The organism is Pseudomonas sp. R1-6, assembly GCF_051132115.1.
GTDB lineage: Bacteria > Pseudomonadota > Gammaproteobacteria > Pseudomonadales > Pseudomonadaceae > Aquipseudomonas.
This window is the reverse complement of record NZ_CP071662.1, coordinates 2,595,825-2,612,652: the sequence shown is the minus strand read 5'-3', so window position 1 is coordinate 2,612,652 and position 16,828 is coordinate 2,595,825. Positions and strand designations below refer to the sequence as shown.

Genomic DNA, 16,828 nt, shown 5'->3' with positions numbered 1-16,828 from the left:
CTGAACTCAAGATGAAATTTTCCCAGTTCTTCATTTCACGGCCGATCTTCGCAGCGGTGCTCTCGCTGCTGATTCTGATCGCCGGCGCTATCTCGCTGTTCCAACTGCCGATCAGCGAATATCCGGAAGTCGTGCCGCCTACCGTAGTGGTGCGCGCCAACTTCCCGGGCGCCAACCCCAAGGTCATCGGCGAAACCGTGGCCGCGCCCCTGGAACAAGCCATTACCGGCGTCGAGAACATGCTGTACATGTCCTCGCAATCCACCGCCGACGGCAAGATCACCCTGACCATCACCTTCGCTCTGGGCACCGACCTGGATAACGCGCAGGTGCAGGTGCAGAACCGTGTCACCCGCACCGAGCCCAAGCTGCCGGAGGAAGTGACCCGCATCGGCATCACGGTGGACAAGGCGTCGCCCGACCTGACGATGGTCGTGCACTTGACCTCGCCGGACAAACGCTACGACATGCTCTACCTGTCCAACTACGCCTTGCTCAACATCAAGGACGAGTTGGCGCGCCTGGGTGGCGTGGGTGATGTGCAGCTGTTCGGCATGGGTGACTATTCCCTGCGGGTCTGGCTGGACCCGAACAAGACCGCTTCGCGCAACCTGACCGCCACCGACGTGGTGACCGCGATTCGTGAGCAGAACCGCCAGGTCGCTGCCGGTGCCCTGGGTGCGCCGCCGGCACCGAATGCCCAGGCCTTCCAGCTCTCGATCAATACCCAAGGCCGCCTGGTCAATGAGGAAGAGTTCGAGAACATCATCATTCGTTCCGGCGCCAACGGTGAAATCACTCGCCTGAAGGACATCGCTCGGGTGGAGCTGGGCTCCAGCCAATACGCCCTGCGCTCGCTGCTGGACAATCAGCCGGCGGTGGCAATCCCGATCTTCCAGCGTCCTGGCTCCAATGCCATCCAGATCTCCAACGATGTGCGGGAGAAAATGGACGAGCTGAAGAAAGGCTTCCCGGCCGGCATGGACTACAGCATTGTCTATGACCCGACGATCTTCGTCCGTGGCTCCATCGAAGCGGTGGTGCATACCCTGTTCGAAGCGCTGATCCTCGTGGTGCTGGTGGTCATCCTGTTCCTACAGACCTGGCGCGCCTCGATCATCCCACTGGTGGCCGTACCGGTTTCGCTGATCGGTACCTTCGCGGTCATGCACCTGTTCGGATTCTCCCTCAACGCCCTTTCGCTGTTCGGCCTGGTGTTGGCCATCGGTATCGTGGTGGACGACGCCATCGTGGTGGTGGAGAACGTCGAGCGGAACATCGAACTGGGCCTCACCCCCGTGGAGGCGACAAAGCGCGCCATGGGCGAAGTGACCGGCCCGATCATCGCCACCGCCCTGGTGCTCTGCGCGGTCTTCGTTCCTGCGGCGTTCATCAGCGGCCTGACCGGTCAGTTCTATAAGCAGTTCGCCCTGACCATTGCGATCTCCACGGTGATCTCGGCGATCAACTCGTTGACCCTGTCGCCGGCCCTTGCCGCAGTTTTGCTCAAGGGGCATGACGCACCCAAGGACCGTTTCTCCAGATTCCTGGACCGGGTCTTCGGTGGCTGGCTGTTCCGTCCGTTCAACCGCTTCTTCGAACGTGCCAGCCATGGCTACGTGGGTACTGTCGCTCGGGTGATCCGCAGCAGCGGGATTGCCCTGATCGTCTACGCAGGCTTGATGGTGTTGACCTTCTTCGGCTTCTCCAACACGCCGACCGGTTTCGTGCCTGGCCAGGACAAGCAATACCTGGTGGCCTTCGCCCAACTGCCGGACGCCGCGAGCCTGGACCGCACCGAAGACGTGATCAAGCGCATGTCCGACCTGGCCCTCAAGCAGCCTGGCGTGGAAAGCGCCGTGGCCTTCCCTGGCCTGTCGATCAACGGCTTCACCAACAGCCCGAACGCCGGCATCGTGTTCGTGACCCTCAAGCCTTTCGACGAGCGCAAGGACCCGAGCATGTCGGCCGGCGCCATCGCCGGTGCCTTGAACGGCCAGTACTCGGAAATCCAGGAAGCCTACATGGCGATCTTCCCGCCGCCGCCGGTGCAAGGCCTGGGCACGATCGGTGGTTTCCGCCTACAAATCGAAGACCGGGGCAACCTGGGCTACGACGAGCTGTACAAAGAAACCATGAACATCATCGCCAAGAGCCACAACGTGCCGGAACTGGCCGGATTGTTCACCAGCTACACCGTGAACGTACCCCAGGTCGATGCCGCCATCGACCGTGAAAAAGCCAAGACCCATGGCGTGGCCGTCAGCGACATCTTCGACACCCTCCAGATCTACCTGGGTTCGCTGTATGCCAACGACTTCAACCGTTTCGGCCGCACCTACCAGGTCAATGTCCAGGCCGAGCAGCAGTTCCGTCTCGAATCGGACCAGATCGGCCAACTGAAGGTGCGCAACAACCGTGGCGAGATGATCCCGCTGGCGACCTTCATCAAGGTCAGCGACACCTCGGGGCCTGACCGCGTGATGCACTACAACGGCTTCATCACCGCTGAAATCAACGGCGCCGCCGCCCCTGGCTACAGCTCCGGACAGGCCGAGAAAGCCATCGAGAAACTGCTCAATGACGAACTGCCCAATGGCATGACCTACGAGTGGACCGACCTGACGTACCAGCAGATCCTCTCGGGCAACACTGCGCTGTTCGTGTTCCCGCTCTGCGTATTGCTGGCGTTCCTGGTGCTCGCCGCGCAATACGAAAGTTGGAGCCTGCCATTGGCGGTAATCCTGATCGTACCAATGACGCTGCTGTCGGCAATTACCGGGGTAATTCTGTCCGGTGGCGACAACAACATCTTCACCCAGATTGGCTTGATCGTATTGGTAGGACTTGCCTGTAAGAACGCGATTCTGATCGTCGAGTTCGCCAAGGATAAACAGCTCGAAGGCATGAGCCCGCTGGCGGCGGTCCTGGAAGCGTGCCGCCTGCGTCTGCGGCCGATCCTGATGACCTCCTTCGCCTTCATCATGGGCGTGGTTCCCCTGGTGTTCTCCAGCGGCGCCGGTGCGGAAATGCGTCACGCCATGGGTGTGGCGGTGTTCTCGGGCATGCTCGGCGTGACCTTCTTCGGCCTGCTGCTCACCCCGGTGTTCTACGTACTGATCCGTAATTTCGTCGAGCGCAGCGAGGCCCGCAAAGCGGCCCGGGCCCTGAAACTGGAGGCGCAACAATGAGTTTGAAAGCGTTCCTGCCGAGCCTGCTGGTGCTTGCACTGAGTGCCTGCGCCGTAGGCCCGGACTACAAGGCACCGCAAACGGAGGCGGCGAATATCACCACCGCCACCGACGGCGCCGCCGGCCAGAAAAACTTCGACCGCGCCCGCTTCGAAGGCGTCTGGTGGCAGCAGTTCGACGATCCGACCCTCAACTCGCTGGTGACGCGTTCTCTGGAAGGCAACCGGGAATTGCGCGTGGCCTTCGCCCGCCTGCGGGCTGCCCGGGCGATTCGCGACGACGCCAGCAATGACGCCATGCCGACCATCACCAGCCGCGCCAGCAGCGAACTGGGCAAAGGCCAGAACCCGATGGGGCAGACGGACGATCGGGTCAACTCCGAGCGTTATGACCTGGGCCTGGACATGGCCTGGGAGCTGGACCTGTTCGGACGCATCCAGCGCAACCTGGAAGCGACCGATGCCGACCAGCAGGCCGTCGAAGCCGATCTCTACCAACTGCAGGTGACCATAATCGCCGAGCTGGTGGACGCCTACGGCCAACTGCGTGGCGCGCAGCTTCGGGAGAAAATCGCCCTGGCCAACCTGGAGAACCAGCAGGCGTCCCGCAAGATCACCGAAAGCCTGCGTGATGCCGGCGTCGGCGATCAGCTCGACGTGGTGCGTGCCGACGCCCGTTTGGCCGCGGTGGAAGCCAGCGTGCCGCAACTGCAGGCCGAACAGGCGCGTCAGCGCAACCGCATCGCGACATTGCTGGGCGAGCGCCCGGACAAGCTGAGCGTGGACTTGAGTCCTAAACAGCTGCCAGCCATTGCCAAGGCCCTGCCGATTGGCGATCCAGGCCAATTGTTGCAACGCCGTCCCGATATCCTCAGCGCGGAGCGTCAACTGGCAGCCGCCACGGCGCGCATCGGCGTGGCCAAGGCCGACCTGTTCCCCAGGGTCAGCCTGAGCGGTTTCCTCGGGTTTACCGCCGGACGTGGTTCGCAGATCGGCTCCTCGGCCGCCAACGCCTGGGCGCTGGGCCCGAGCATTACCTGGGCTGCTTTTGACCTGGGCAGCGTGCGGGCTCGCTTGCGCGGCGCCAGCGCCGATGCCGATGGAGCACTGGCGAACTATGAGCAACAAGTGTTGCTGGCCTTGGAAGAGTCGGAAAATGCCTTCAGTGATTACGGCAAACGCCAACAGCGCCTCATCTCGCTGATCCGCCAGAGCGAATCGAGCCGCGCGGCCGCCGACCTGGCCGAAATCCGCTACCGCGAAGGCACTGAGGATTTCCTCGTGTTGCTCGACGCCCAGCGTGAACGCCTGGCGGCCGAAGACAGCCAGGCCCAGGCCGAAGTGGACCTGTATCGCGGCATCGTCGCGATCTACAAGGCCTTGGGCGGAGGCTGGCAACCGGAAACCGTCGCCAGCAACTGACACCCTTCCCAACCGAGCTCCTTTGGTTGGCCGCAACCAACCAATTGTTTGCCCCGCGCCTCATTCGGACGCGGGGCTTTTTTATGGATGTCAGAATCCATTGTGGGAGCAGGCTCGCACCCGCGGGTCCCTCACCGCGATTACAGGTTTGACTCAAACGCGGACCTGACCGAAGCTTGCGGCATTTCACGCTCCTGGTTATGGATTACCTGCATGTCTTCGTCTCGCCGCTACCTGCTGTTCACGCTTGCGGTTGTCTTGGCAATCGGTCTCGTCGGGATATGGCTGCGCAATGCCACACCGCAGATTCCCGAGGCCATCAAGCGTGGTTACAGCGAAGCGTTGGAAAGCGCCCGCAACGGACAGCCAGGAGCAGCGCGGATGCTGTACCAGCAACTGGGACGTCCGGACCTCTCCCCCAAGCGCCGGGTATGGCTGCACGGCGAACTGCCCAACTATCCAAGCCCCCAAGCGTTGAAACTGGCGCAGGCGGATTTGCACAGCGAATCGCCGCAGGTCCGCCGCGCGGCGATCGGCAGTATTGTCGGGCTGGTGCCGAACGCCCAGCGCAGCCTGCTGCTCGGCCCGCTTCTGGATGAAAACGACCCGGATGTCCGGTTCGCCGCCGTAAATGCATTGCTGGGGCTGTCACCCGATGAACTTGGGCTGTATTTCGGTGCGATGCAGATCGCCGTCGATACCTGGAAGCAGTCGTTGAACGACAGCCCACCCTCCCCCGAATCCCTCTTTCAGCTTGCCCGGCTGTACAGGCATGACGCCGAACTGGAAAAAGCCCAACAGGCATTGGAGCATCTTCTGCGCCTGCAACCCGACAACCTGCCGGCGCTGGTCATGCAGGTCGATGTGCTGGATAAACAAGGCCAGGGAGAAGCCGCCCGCCAGTTGCTCGCTCGGCAGTTGCAAGCGCAGCCGGCATCGGCTTATCTGCAACATGCGCTGGGCATGTGGCTGTTGCAGCACGGCCAGAGTGAATACGCGGTGCTAGGCTTGGCGAAAGCGGTGGAATTGGAGCCTGATAACCGGCAATACCGTTTTGATCTGGCGACTACGCTGCATGAAGAGCAGGAAGTGGAAGCGGCGCAGAAACAGTTGCAGGAAATCGTCCAGCGCTACCCCGCCGACCGCAACGCCCGGGTGTTGCTGATCAACTATTGGAAGGAGACCGGTCAGTTGCAGCATGTCCAGGTGCTGTTGGCCCAGCTGGAACAACTGAACCCCGACGACCCGGCAATACAACAAGGTTTATAGGGCAATAGGCGTATACCGAAAGTTGTGCAACAGTACGCGTTTTGTCAAAGGAAGCGGAACCGCCATGACTGCCGAAGGTCAAGTGTTCAGGCAGTTCATTTCAGGCGCTAACCCGCCAGCTGCCTACTTCCCTAGTCATGAGAGGGTTATTTTTGATTACATCTAACGAGTTGATCAGCGCAAAAGCCGCCACCGGTATCGAAGGGCTGGACGACGTCCTTTCCGGTGGTTTGTCCCGAGGCCATGTGTTCCTCCTGGAGGGAGAACCGGGCACTGGCAAAACCACGGTCGCGTTGCACTTCCTGCTAGCCGGCGCAAAGGCCGGCGAGTGCTCGTTGTACATCACGCTATCGGAAACCGAGCGTGAACTGCGCCAGGGCGCAGCCTCCCATGGCTGGACCCTGGATGAAAACATCCATATCTTCGAATTGACCCCGCCCGAGAGCCTGCTCAATGCCGAGCACCAGCAAAGCCTGCTGTATTCCTCGGACCTGGAGCTGGGCGAAGCGACCCGGCAGATCTTCGAAGTGGTCGAGCGCGTCAAGCCGACCCGCGTCGTGCTGGACAGTCTCTCGGAGATCCGCCTCCTGGCGCAGAGTTCCCTGCGCTATCGCCGGCAGATCCTGGCGATCAAGCACTATTTCGTGCGATACGACGCTACGGTAGTGCTCTTGGATGACCTGACCACCGAGTCCCTGGACAAGACCGTACACAGTGTCGCCCACGGCGTTATCCGCCTTGAAGAACTGACCCCCAGCTACGGTGCCGAGCGGCGTCGGCTGCGGGTGGTCAAGTACCGTGGGCAGAAATACCGTGGCGGCTACCACGACTTCACCATCATGGGCGATGGCGTGCATGTATTCCCTCGCCTGGTGGCCGCCGAACACCGTGGCCAGTACGTGCGCCAGCAACTGTCCAGTGGCATCAAGGAAATGGACGCCCTGCTGGGGGGCGGCATCGAGACCGGCTCCAGCACGCTGATTCTTGGCCCGGCGGGTACCGGCAAATCCTTGATTTCCTTGATTTTCGCGGCGGCAGCGGTGCATCGCGGCGAAAAAGCCGCACTGTTCATTTTCGATGAAGAGCTGGGGCTGCTGTTCGAGCGCATGAAGCACATCGGCATCGACCTGCTGGAACTGCAAAATACCGGGAATCTGCTGATCGAACAGGTCGATGCGGCCGAGCTTTCGCCCGGCGAGTTTTCCCACCGGGTACGCCGTTGCGTCAACGAAGGCGACATCAAGACCGTGGTCATCGACAGCATCAATGGCTATCAGGCCGCCATGCCCGAAGAAAACGCCTTGGTTCTGCACATGCACGAGCTGTTGCTCTACCTCAACCGCAAAGGCGCGGCGACGTTCATGACCGTCGCCCAACACGGCCTGGTGGGGGACATGCAAGCGCCGGTGGACATCACCTACCTGGCCGACACCGTCATCTTATTGCGTTATTTCGAGGCGCTGGGCAAGGTTCGCCGGGCCATTTCCATCATCAAGAAACGCACCGGCAGCCATGAATCCACCATCCGCGAATACCGCATCAACAAGCAGGGCATGACCATCGGTGAACCGCTGGAAGCGTTCCAAGGCGTATTGCGCGGAGTGCCAACCTATATGGGAGCGGGACACCCGTTGCTTGAGGATGATCCCCAGTGACGTCGGGCGAGCCACTGTCCGAGCGGGCGCTGATTCTCGCGCCCCTGGGACGGGACAGCCAGATTGCCCTGATGATTCTCAACGAGGCCGGCTTTAATGGCCTTGTATGCAGTCATCTGGGTCATTTGTGTGAAGAGTTGGAACACGGGGCGGGCCTGCTGGTGATTTCCTCGGAAGCGCTGGTAGGGCCCGACCTGGAGAACCTGCTCCAATACATCGAGCAGCAACCGGCATGGTCCGACCTGCCCATCGTCCTGCTGACGCACCACGGGGGGCCGGAGCACAACCCAGTCGCACGTATCGGCACACAACTGGGCAATGTGACCTTCCTGGAGCGGCCGTTCCACCCGGTGACGCTCGTCAGCCTGGTGACCACCGCCCTGCGCGGCCGCCGAAGGCAATACGAAGCCCGGGACCGCCTGATCGACCTGAGCACCAGCGAACAACGCCTACAGAACACCTTGGAAACGCTGGAACAGCAAGTCGAGGAGCGTACCGCCCAACTGCGTCACAACGAGGAAGCCCTGCGCCAATCGCAGAAAATGGAAGCGGTCGGCCAGCTCACCGGCGGCATCGCCCACGACTTCAACAACATGCTCACCGGCATCATCGGCAGCCTCGAGCTGCTGCGTCGACGCCTGGCGCGAGGCCGCACCGAAGATCTCGACAGCCTGATCGACCTGGGCGTGACCTCGGCTAATCGCGCCGCGGGCCTGACCCACCGGCTGCTGGCCTTCTCCCGCCGCCAGTCGCTGGATTCCAAGGCCGTGCAGATGAATACCCTGGTGCTGTCAATGGGCGAACTGCTTCAGCGCAGCCTCAACGAAAGCATCGCCCTGGAAATGCGCCTCGACGAACACCTATGGATCGCCGAAGCCGACCCCAACCAACTGGAAAGCGCCCTGCTCAACCTGGTCCTCAACGCCCGCGATGCCATGCCCGGCGGCGGCAAGCTGGTGGTGCAGACCTTCAATAAATACCTGGACACCGGTTTTACCGATGCCTACAGCAACCTCGAGCCCGGCGACTATGTGGTGTTGAGCGTTCAGGACACCGGTTGCGGCATGCCCGAAGCGGTGATGCATCGCGCGTTCGACCCCTTCTTCACCACCAAGCCCATCGGCCAGGGCACGGGCCTTGGGCTTTCGATGATCTATGGGTTCAGCAAGCAGTCACGCGGACACGTGACCATCGACAGCGAGGTCGGCAACGGCACCACCGTGAATCTCTACCTGCCGCGCTTCATCGGCGAAGAAATGCACGAACCGCAAGTCGTCGTCCCACAGGCGCCTTATGCGCAAGATGGCGAAACCGTATTGATCGTTGAAGACGACCCAGCGGTGCGGGTCCTGGTCAGCGCGGTGCTCAGCGAATTGGGCTACGCCTTCGTCGAGGCCGGCGACGCCAACGGCGCGGTGCCGATCCTGCAATCGAACCAGCGCATCGACCTGCTGATCAGCGACGTGGGGCTGCCCGGCATGAACGGAAGACAACTGGCCGAAATAGGCCGCCAGATCCGCCCTGACCTCAAGGTATTGTTCATCACTGGCTACGCTGAACACGCGGCGGTGCGCGGTGGTTTTCTTGACCCGGGCATGCAAATGATCACCAAGCCGTTTACCTTTGATTTGTTGACGGCGAAGGTGCGGGAGATGATCAAGGTTTAGAAGACGCCGAATATCTTAAATGCCGATCACGCCAATAGATAGCTGTAGGAGTTGTCAGTTATCCGTACGACTTTTTCCTGATTGAATTTTTAACGCAGAACCCTGGGCGACCCGTCCGGGGTATTGATAATGCGTTAGAGGTGGATCATGAAAAAGTTTGGCATATGGGTACTGTTGCTCACGTTGACAGGGAGTGCCGTAGAGCATGCTTTCGCATTGGATTGGCGCCGTTCGGGTGACGCAGTGGCGGCCGATCTGAATCGACGATACCGCGATCTTCGGGTTGACTGCGGCACCGCTTTAAGGCCGAGTTTTCTTTGTACCGGTATAATGCTGCGCTCGACAAAAGGCGGACCCAATTACTTCACTTGGAATCCAAGCCCATACTCGCAACGTAGCGGTGGGGTTTCGTTTTCCTACCTGAGGAAGGATGTGAAATTCCAAGGGTTGGTTTATGGGCAAAACAGCGGTTTCATTTTTTATCCAGACTTGATCAGGGATCCCGCTAGTTTCCACGTGCAAGTCCTATGCGCCTTCCCTATGGACGGAGCAACCAACAACCGGGACAAATCCGGCTGTGGCGCTTACCCTTTCCCGAATGCAACCCAACGCCATCAAAGCCAACGTTGCGAGACATTGGGCATCACCACCGCAGAGCAATGGGTACAGAACCAGAATACCCATAGTGCGCGGTGCGGTTTTGACGTCGATGACCGAACGAACAATGCGAACGCGAAGTCTTTTGCTCAGACCATCCGTGCTCATAACCTCGCCGGGTTTTTCGAGGGAAGCTACGCTTATATCGAGCTCGTTCTCGAAACGTGGCCACAGTATGACAATCCCGTTTCGCTTCCCATCGAGGCTTTTTTCTATACGGAAGGCGGGAAGGCAAACGCCCAGCAGGAGCAATATCACTATTGGAATCAGTCCGGAGGAGAGATTAGGCCGATTATCAAGCTGATACTGCCGGCAATACCTTCTGACGATGCAGTATTCAGTTTCACGGCCAGCGATCAGTGGCGTCTTACTGGGTACTAGTGAAGCGTTTGAAGTCAGGACAACATTTCTTGCATGACTTTCTGCAACACATCCAAGTCAAACGGCTTGTCCAGGATCGGCGCCTTGCGGGTAATGGGGCTATCCGTCTCGCGCACTTCCTGGGCGTAGCCACTGATGAAAATAACCTTCAGGTCCGGACGCAACCTCACCGCTGGCTCAGCGATCTGCACCCCGGAAATACCCCCGGGCAGACGGAAGTCGGTAATCATCATGTCCAGATGAGGCTTGCTCGCCAGGATCTCGAACGCCTGCTCGCCGTTTTCAGCCTGCAGCACCCGATACCCCTCCCCGGAAAGATAGGCCGACAGCACCATCAGGATCGAAGGGTCATCCTCGACGATCAATACAACGTCTTGCGCATCTTCACTCATGAGAAGCCTTTGTTGAATCAATAGCTGCTGATACGACCCTGGGGTCGCTCAGAGGTTGCGTCCGTTCGCCAGTTTTCTGAAAAGGCAGACAAACGCGAAACAACGCCCCTTCGTTGAGGCGGCTGTTGACCGTGATGATGCCGCCGTGGGCGGTGACGATCTGCTCGGAAATGAACAGCCCAAGGCCCAGGCCGGCGGCGGCGGCCTTTGACGACACCCGTTCGAATTGCTGGAAAATACGCTTCTGGTTCTCTTCGCTGATCCCGATCCCGTGGTCCTGGACTTCGATACAGGCATGCTCCGACGTCTGGTAGACGCGCACCTCGATCGGGCTCTTGCAGCCATAGCGCAACGCGTTCGTCAGCAGGTTCGAAACCACCTGCTCGATACGAAACTCATCCCAATGCCCTTCCACCGAAGGTTCGGCGGTACAAGTCACGGTGCATTCGGCGGCACTGATCTGTGGTTGGAAGTTGTGCAGCAGGTTTTGAACCAGCGCCGTCAGATTGAAACGGGTCGGACGGATGGACAACTTGCCGGTGCGGATCCGCGATACGTCCAGCATGTCCTCGATCAAACGGATCAAGCTCTTTATCTGGCGTTCGTCGCGCTCGACCATCGCCTTCACTTTATCCAGGGTGAAGGCGGCGGCGTTGTCCCGCGCCAGGTGCATTTTACGCAACTGCGTTTCCAGGATCAGGCCGTTGAGTGGCGTGCGGACTTCGTGGGCGACGATCGACATGAAGTCATCGCGCATGCGCACGGCCTGCTCCAGCTCGCCGCGAGTGGCTTGCAATTGCTCTAGCAACAGCTCTTGCTCCCGGCGGCTCTGCTCCAGGGCAAGCACTTGCTCCTTCATCGCCTTTCGCTGGCGATAAAGTTCGACGAACACATTGACCTTGCTTTTGACCGCATGGGTATCCAGCGGCTTGTGCAGGAAGTCCACCGCGCCGTTTTCGTAGCCGGTGAACGCGTAGTTGCGCTCCCGGCCGGCCGCGCTGACAAAGATGATCGGGATACTGCGGGTCTTTTCCGTGCCGCGCATCAACTCGGCCAGTTCGAAACCGTTCATGCCCGGCATCTGCACATCGATGATCGCCAAGGCAAAATCATGTTGCAAAAGCAGCGACAGCGCTTCGTCCGCCGACAAGGCCTTGAACACCCCGCGGTCATCGCGCTGGATCAGCGCTTCCAGGGCCAACAGATTCTCAGGCAGATCGTCGACGATCAGCAGTTTGGCTTGAATATCTCTTGGCATTTAGTTCATTTCCAGCCCGGCCAGCAATTGGCCGATGCCCTGCAAAGTTAGGATATGGTCAGGCTCGTGCAAGCTAAGGGCCGCTTCAGGCATGGTGCAAACCTGCGCCTCCTTCGGGTCCTGGACGACCGTGATGCCGCCCAGCGCCTTGACCCTGGCCAAGCCTAGGGCGCCATCGCTGTTGGCGCCGGTCAATACCACCGCCAGCAGACGAGGGCCATAGACATCGGCGGCTGACTCGAACAGCACGTCGATCGACGGCCGCGAATGGTGAACCGGCTCTTCGAGGCTCAGCGACAGGCTACGGTCGGCCTCGATCGAGAGGTGATAACCAGGGGTTGCAACGTACAAGGTGCCCGGAAGGATGTCTTGCTTGTCGCGGGCTTCTTCAACGGGTATCGCCAGGCGATGACGCAATACCTGGGCTAACTGACTGTCCCGCTCATCGGGCAAATGCAACACCACCAGCACAGGCAGGCTGAAGCCTTTGCGCAAGTGGCTGAAAATCTTGAGCAACGCTTCGACGCCGCCGGCGGATGCGCCGACGACGACTGCTTCGATCAAGTGGCTGGATCTGTCCGTCAGTGGATTCATAACTTGCGATAGATCCGTTCCTGTTTGACCAGCGGTTCGAACTGCGCACTGAACGCCGAAAAATCCAGCGTCTCCTTGCTCCCCAACACCAGGAACCCACGGTGGCAAAGGGACTCATGAAACAACCCGAAAGCGCGATCTTGCAGCTTTTTATTGAAATAAATCAATACGTTACGACATGAAACTAATTGGGTTTCTGAAAATACGCTATCGGTTGCCAGGCTGTGGTCGGCAAAGGTCACATGCTTGCACAAGGTCTTGTCGAACATCGCGTAATCGTAGGCGGCCGTATAGTAGTCGGCAAACGAACGCTTACCGCCGGCGAGCTGGTAATTCTGGGTGTAGGCCCGGACATTTTCCAGGGAAAAGATGCCCTGCTTGGCTTTTTCCAGGGAGCGCGGGTTGATGTCCGTGGCGTAAATGAACGTACGATCCAGCAACCCCTCTTCTCTTAGCAGGATGGCCATTGAATAGACCTCCTCCCCTGTGCTGCAACCGGCGATCCAGATCTTGATCGACGGGTAGGTCTTGAGCAGCGGCACCACTTCCTCGCGGATGGCAAGGAAATGCGCAGGATCGCGAAACATCTCACTGACAGGGATCGTCAGCAACTGCAGCAGTTGCATGAATGCGCCAGGGTCGTGCAACACACGTTCCTGCAAGGCCGATATGGTCTTGCATTCGAATTGGTTCAACGCATGCAGCACCCGGCGCTTGATGGAAGCGCCGGAGTAGTCGCGAAAGTCGTAGCTGTACTTCAAGTAGATCGCTTCGATCAACAAACGAAGCTCAATGTCTGTGTTTCGTTCCACTAGATTCTTTCCATATTCGGCAACCACACGCGAATCAGTGAGAACAGGCGATCCAGGTCAATCGGCTTGGCCAGGTAATCGTTGGAGCCCGCCGCCAGGCAACGCTCCTGATCATCCTTCATGGCCTTGGCGGTCACGGCGATAATCGGCAATTTGCGCCAGCGGGGGTCCTTGCGGATCAGCGTGGTCGCTTCGAAGCCATCCATCTCGGGCATCATCACATCCATCAGCACCAGGTCGATGTCTTCCACTTCATTCAAGCGATCAATCGCCTCATACCCATTGCGCCCGATCACCACGATCGCCCCCTTGGCCTCCAGGGCGCTGGTCAGAGCGAAGATATTGCGCACATCGTCGTCCACCAACAGCACCTTGCGGCCTTCGAAGACCTTGTCGCGGCTGCGGGCGGTCTGGAGCATGCGCTGTCGTTCATGGGACAACCGGGATTCGACTTTGTGCAGAAAGAGAGTGACTTCGTCCAACAGGCGTTCCGGCGAGCGGGCGCCCTTGATGATGATCGAGCGTGAATATTTGCGCAGCTCCGCTTCCTCATCCCGCGTCAGGTTACGCCCGGTGTAGACGATCACGGGCGGGAATGAACAGATCTCTTCGCTGGACATGCGCTTGAGCAAGTCATTGCCCAGCATGTCCGGCAGCTTGAGGTCAATGATCATGCAGTCGTAGACGTTATTGCGCAGCAGGTCCAGGGCTTGCTGCGCCAGGCCTACGGCGGTGATCTCGATGTCGTCGTCGCCGATCAGACGGGTAATGCTGTCGCGCTGCAAGTCATCGTCTTCAACCAACAGCACACGTTTGACCTTCTGGGTCAGCTTGGCCTCCAGTCGCGCGAAGACGTCCTTGAGCTCCTCCCGGGTGGTCGGTTTGACGGCGTAACCAATGGCGCCCATGTGCATCGCCGCTTCGACGCGGTCTTCGACGGAAATGACGTGCACCGGGATGTGGCGGGTCTGGGCCTGTTCCTTCAGGCGTTGCAAAACGGTAAGCCCGGAGTGGTCCGGCAGGCGCATGTCCAGCAGAATGGCATCGGGGCTCAACTGCAGGGCCAGATCAAAGCCTTCGTCGGCGCCATGGGCCACCAGGCACTGGTAGCCCAGCTCATGGGCGAGGTCGAACAGGATGCGGGCAAACTTGGGTTCGTCCTCGATGACCAGGATGCAACGGGAATCGAACGGCGCCTTGTCCCGGTCGTCGGCGAATTGCGGGAGGGGTGCGTCCACCTCGGCAATCAGCGGCACGGGTGCCGGGGCACGGGTCGTTGCAGGCACGGTTGCGGTCGGGGTAAAGGTCACTGGATTCACCGGATTTTCCCCGGGCTCGACGTAACGCTCCGGCAAGACCAGCGTAAAGACACTGCCCTGCCCTGGCTCGCTGGTCACCGAGATCGAACCGCCCAGCAAGGTCGCCAGGTCTCGGGAGATCGACAGCCCCAGCCCGGTGCCGCCATAGCGGCGGTTGGTGGTGCCATCGGCCTGGCGGAACGCCTCGAAGATACTCTGTTGCTGATCGGCGGCGATGCCGATGCCCGAATCACGCACCATGAAGGCAATGCCCGAGCCCGGCTGGCCGGTTACGGACACCTGGACCGAACCCCGTTCGGTGAACTTCACCGCGTTGGACAGCAGGTTCTTGAGTATCTGTTCGAGGCGCTGGCGGTCGGTGTACAGCATCGACGGCGCGTCCGGCAGCAACTGCACCTCGAAGTCCAGTCCCTTTTCAGCCGTCAACGGCTTGAACGTATCCTGGAGCCCTTCCACCAAACGCGCCACGCTGGTGTTTTCCGGCCGCACTTCCAGCTTGCCGGCCTCGACCTTGGAGATGTCGAGGATGTCATTGATCAGGTTCAGCAAGTCATTTCCGGCGGAGTAGATCGACTCGGCAAACTTCACCTGTTCATCGCTGAGGTTATTGTGAGGGTTCTCCGCCAGCAATTTGGACAGGATCAGCGAACTGTTGAGCGGCGTGCGCAGCTCATGGGACATGTTGGCCAGGAACTCGGACTTGTACTTGCTCGAACGCTGCAATTCTTCGGCGCGTTCCTGCAATTGGATCTGGGCCAGGTTCAGCTCGCTGTTCTTCTGGTCCATGGCGTCGCGCTGCTCGGCCAGTTGTTCGTTGGTCTGCTCCAGTTCCTGTTGCTGGGCTTCCAGGTGCGCCTGGGATTCCTTCAGGATGCGCGACTGTTCTTCCAGCTCTTCGTTGGCGGTCTTGAGCTCTTCCTGCTGCACTTGCAACTCTTCGTTCAACTGCTGGGTTTCGGCCAGCACTTCTTGCAAGCGTTGACGATAGCGGGCCGCTTCGATGGACGTGCCGATGTTCCCGGCCACCAGCTCCAGCAGCTCGATGTCGCGCGCGGTCAACGGCCGCAGGAAGCCCAGTTCAACGACACCATTGATGCGGTCATCGTCACGGGTCGGCACCACCAGCACGCAGTTGGGCAGTCCCTCGCCGAGCCCGGAGCTGACCTTGAGATAATCCTGGGGCACATCGTCCAGCCGGATAAGACGCCCCTGCCGCACGGCCTGCCCGGCGATGCCCTCGCCATCGATGATGACCTGCTGGAGTTCGTCATCCTCCTTGGACATGCCATAGGTGGCGATACGCCGTAGCGTGCCGTTTTCTTCCCGTGCATAAAGGGCGGCGACCACGGTGCCCAGGTACTGGGCACAAAACTGCAAGATGTTGCGCCCCAGCAGATTCAAGCTCAACTGACCGAGGACCTGTTCCGCCAACTGGGTCTGGCCATTGCGCAACCAGGCCTGTTTCTCCAGGTGCAAGGCACTCTCCTGCTGGACTTTCAGGCTGGCGCTGTAGTTGCCAGACAGTGTCAGGAGATCCCGACGGCCAACATAGGCCAGCAGCCCACTGACTGCGGCGACGAACAGCAGATACAGAGCGATGCTCCAGACCGTGGTGGTGCGCACCTGTTCGTTACGTTCGGCGCGCAGTTGTTGCTCGGTCTCGACGACATCCTCGAAGGTCTTGCGTATTTCGTCGGTCAACCGCTTGCCGCGCCCGGCCTTGAGCGCACCGCGATAGTCCCCGCCGCTGCGATGAAGATCGATCATGCCTTGGGCGTAATTGGCCCATTCCACCTGGAGTGCCTCAATCCGGCGCAAACGGTCGGTCTGTACCGGATTATCGGCTGTCAGTTCCAACAATGTGTCCAGTGCCACCGCAATCCGGGGCTTGGCCACTTCATAGGGGTCGAGGAAGTGCTCGTCGCCACTCAGCAGGAACCCGCGCATGCCTGTTTCCAGGTCAACGCTCAGCTTCAGCGCTTCGTTGGCGTTATTGATCACCCGGTCGGTGTGCCCGACCCATTGGATCACCGAGAGAAGGTAGGTGATAAGCACGATGAAAAACACCGCGCTGAGCGCACCGATACCCAAGGGGAGGCTGATGTTACGGCTCAGAAGCTTGCGAAAACTTTGTTCGTCAACCGAAGACGAAGGAGTCATGGAAAAGGCCTTGGTGAGCAGTTGAAAATCATGGAGTTTGCCCAAAAATACG

Annotated in this window: 11 protein-coding genes; 6 read left to right on the top strand and 5 right to left on the bottom strand. The window is 59.8% G+C overall.

Annotated features, from left to right (window positions below; genetic code table 11):
- The first annotated feature begins 11 nt into the window (after window positions 1-11).
- From J3P81_RS11950 to J3P81_RS11925, 6 genes are all read left to right on the top strand, one after another.
- On the top strand, window positions 12-3,191 hold the full coding sequence (locus J3P81_RS11950; RefSeq protein WP_420766874.1) for an efflux RND transporter permease subunit: 3,180 nt from the start codon (window positions 12-14) through the stop codon (window positions 3,189-3,191).
- The gene (locus tag J3P81_RS11945; protein WP_420766873.1) at window positions 3,188-4,612 is read left to right on the top strand and encodes an efflux transporter outer membrane subunit; all 1,425 of its coding nucleotides are present in this window, start codon (window positions 3,188-3,190) and stop codon (window positions 4,610-4,612) included. Before J3P81_RS11950 ends, J3P81_RS11945 begins: the two co-directional genes overlap by 4 nt.
- A 213-nt stretch (window positions 4,613-4,825) precedes the next feature.
- Entirely contained in the window at window positions 4,826-5,881 is a 1,056-nt protein-coding gene (locus J3P81_RS11940; RefSeq protein ID WP_434563948.1) for a tetratricopeptide repeat protein, read from the top strand.
- Between the two features lie 152 nt (window positions 5,882-6,033).
- A complete protein-coding gene (locus tag J3P81_RS11935; RefSeq protein WP_434563946.1) occupies window positions 6,034-7,536 on the top strand; it encodes an ATPase domain-containing protein in 1,503 nt (500 codons plus the stop codon).
- Window positions 7,533-9,203, top strand: coding sequence for a response regulator (locus tag J3P81_RS11930; RefSeq protein ID WP_434563944.1), 1,671 nt, complete (start codon window positions 7,533-7,535; stop codon window positions 9,201-9,203). The genes J3P81_RS11935 and J3P81_RS11930 overlap by 4 nt, the downstream gene beginning before the upstream one ends.
- A 147-nt stretch (window positions 9,204-9,350) precedes the next feature.
- Window positions 9,351-10,241: a halovibrin HvnA gene (locus J3P81_RS11925; RefSeq protein ID WP_434563942.1), complete on the top strand. Its 891-nt coding sequence runs from the start codon at window positions 9,351-9,353 to the stop codon at window positions 10,239-10,241.
- Between the two features lie 14 nt (window positions 10,242-10,255).
- Here the strand turns inward: J3P81_RS11925 and J3P81_RS11920 are convergent, their stop codons facing one another.
- Genes J3P81_RS11920 through J3P81_RS11900 form a run of 5 tightly spaced genes read right to left on the bottom strand, consistent with a single transcriptional unit; the run spans window position 10,256 to window position 16,776 of the window.
- Window positions 10,256-10,633 carry a response regulator gene (locus tag J3P81_RS11920; RefSeq protein WP_434563940.1) on the bottom strand — a complete coding sequence of 126 codons (378 nt, stop codon included), beginning with the start codon at window positions 10,631-10,633 and terminating at the stop codon, window positions 10,256-10,258.
- Complete coding sequence (locus J3P81_RS11915) at window positions 10,626-11,891, bottom strand: hybrid sensor histidine kinase/response regulator (protein ID WP_434563938.1); 1,266 nt, start codon at window positions 11,889-11,891, stop codon at window positions 10,626-10,628. The genes J3P81_RS11920 and J3P81_RS11915 overlap by 8 nt, the downstream gene beginning before the upstream one ends.
- On the bottom strand, window positions 11,892-12,485 hold the full coding sequence (locus tag J3P81_RS11910) for a chemotaxis protein CheB (protein ID WP_434563936.1): 594 nt from the start codon (window positions 12,483-12,485) through the stop codon (window positions 11,892-11,894).
- Window positions 12,482-13,297 (bottom strand): CheR family methyltransferase, encoded by an 816-nt coding sequence (locus J3P81_RS11905; protein ID WP_420766867.1) that lies wholly within the window; start codon window positions 13,295-13,297, stop codon window positions 12,482-12,484. The genes J3P81_RS11910 and J3P81_RS11905 overlap by 4 nt, the downstream gene beginning before the upstream one ends.
- Window positions 13,297-16,776 carry a response regulator gene (locus J3P81_RS11900; RefSeq protein WP_434563934.1) on the bottom strand — a complete coding sequence of 1,160 codons (3,480 nt, stop codon included), beginning with the start codon at window positions 16,774-16,776 and terminating at the stop codon, window positions 13,297-13,299. The genes J3P81_RS11905 and J3P81_RS11900 overlap by 1 nt, the downstream gene beginning before the upstream one ends.
- Window positions 16,777-16,828 lie beyond the last annotated feature (52 nt).

Coding starts and splice junctions, on each gene's coding strand:
- J3P81_RS11945 (WP_420766873.1), top strand. CDS start 3,188: ATGAGTTTGAAAGCGTTCCTGCCGAGCCTGCTGGTGCTTGCACTGAGT.
- J3P81_RS11950 (WP_420766874.1), top strand. CDS start 12: ATGAAATTTTCCCAGTTCTTCATTTCACGGCCGATCTTCGCAGCGGTG.
- J3P81_RS11940 (WP_434563948.1), top strand. CDS start 4,826: ATGTCTTCGTCTCGCCGCTACCTGCTGTTCACGCTTGCGGTTGTCTTG.
- J3P81_RS11910 (WP_434563936.1), bottom strand. CDS start 12,485: ATGAATCCACTGACGGACAGATCCAGCCACTTGATCGAAGCAGTCGTC.
- J3P81_RS11915 (WP_434563938.1), bottom strand. CDS start 11,891: ATGCCAAGAGATATTCAAGCCAAACTGCTGATCGTCGACGATCTGCCT.
- J3P81_RS11920 (WP_434563940.1), bottom strand. CDS start 10,633: ATGAGTGAAGATGCGCAAGACGTTGTATTGATCGTCGAGGATGACCCT.
- J3P81_RS11925 (WP_434563942.1), top strand. CDS start 9,351: ATGAAAAAGTTTGGCATATGGGTACTGTTGCTCACGTTGACAGGGAGT.
- J3P81_RS11900 (WP_434563934.1), bottom strand. CDS start 16,776: ATGACTCCTTCGTCTTCGGTTGACGAACAAAGTTTTCGCAAGCTTCTG.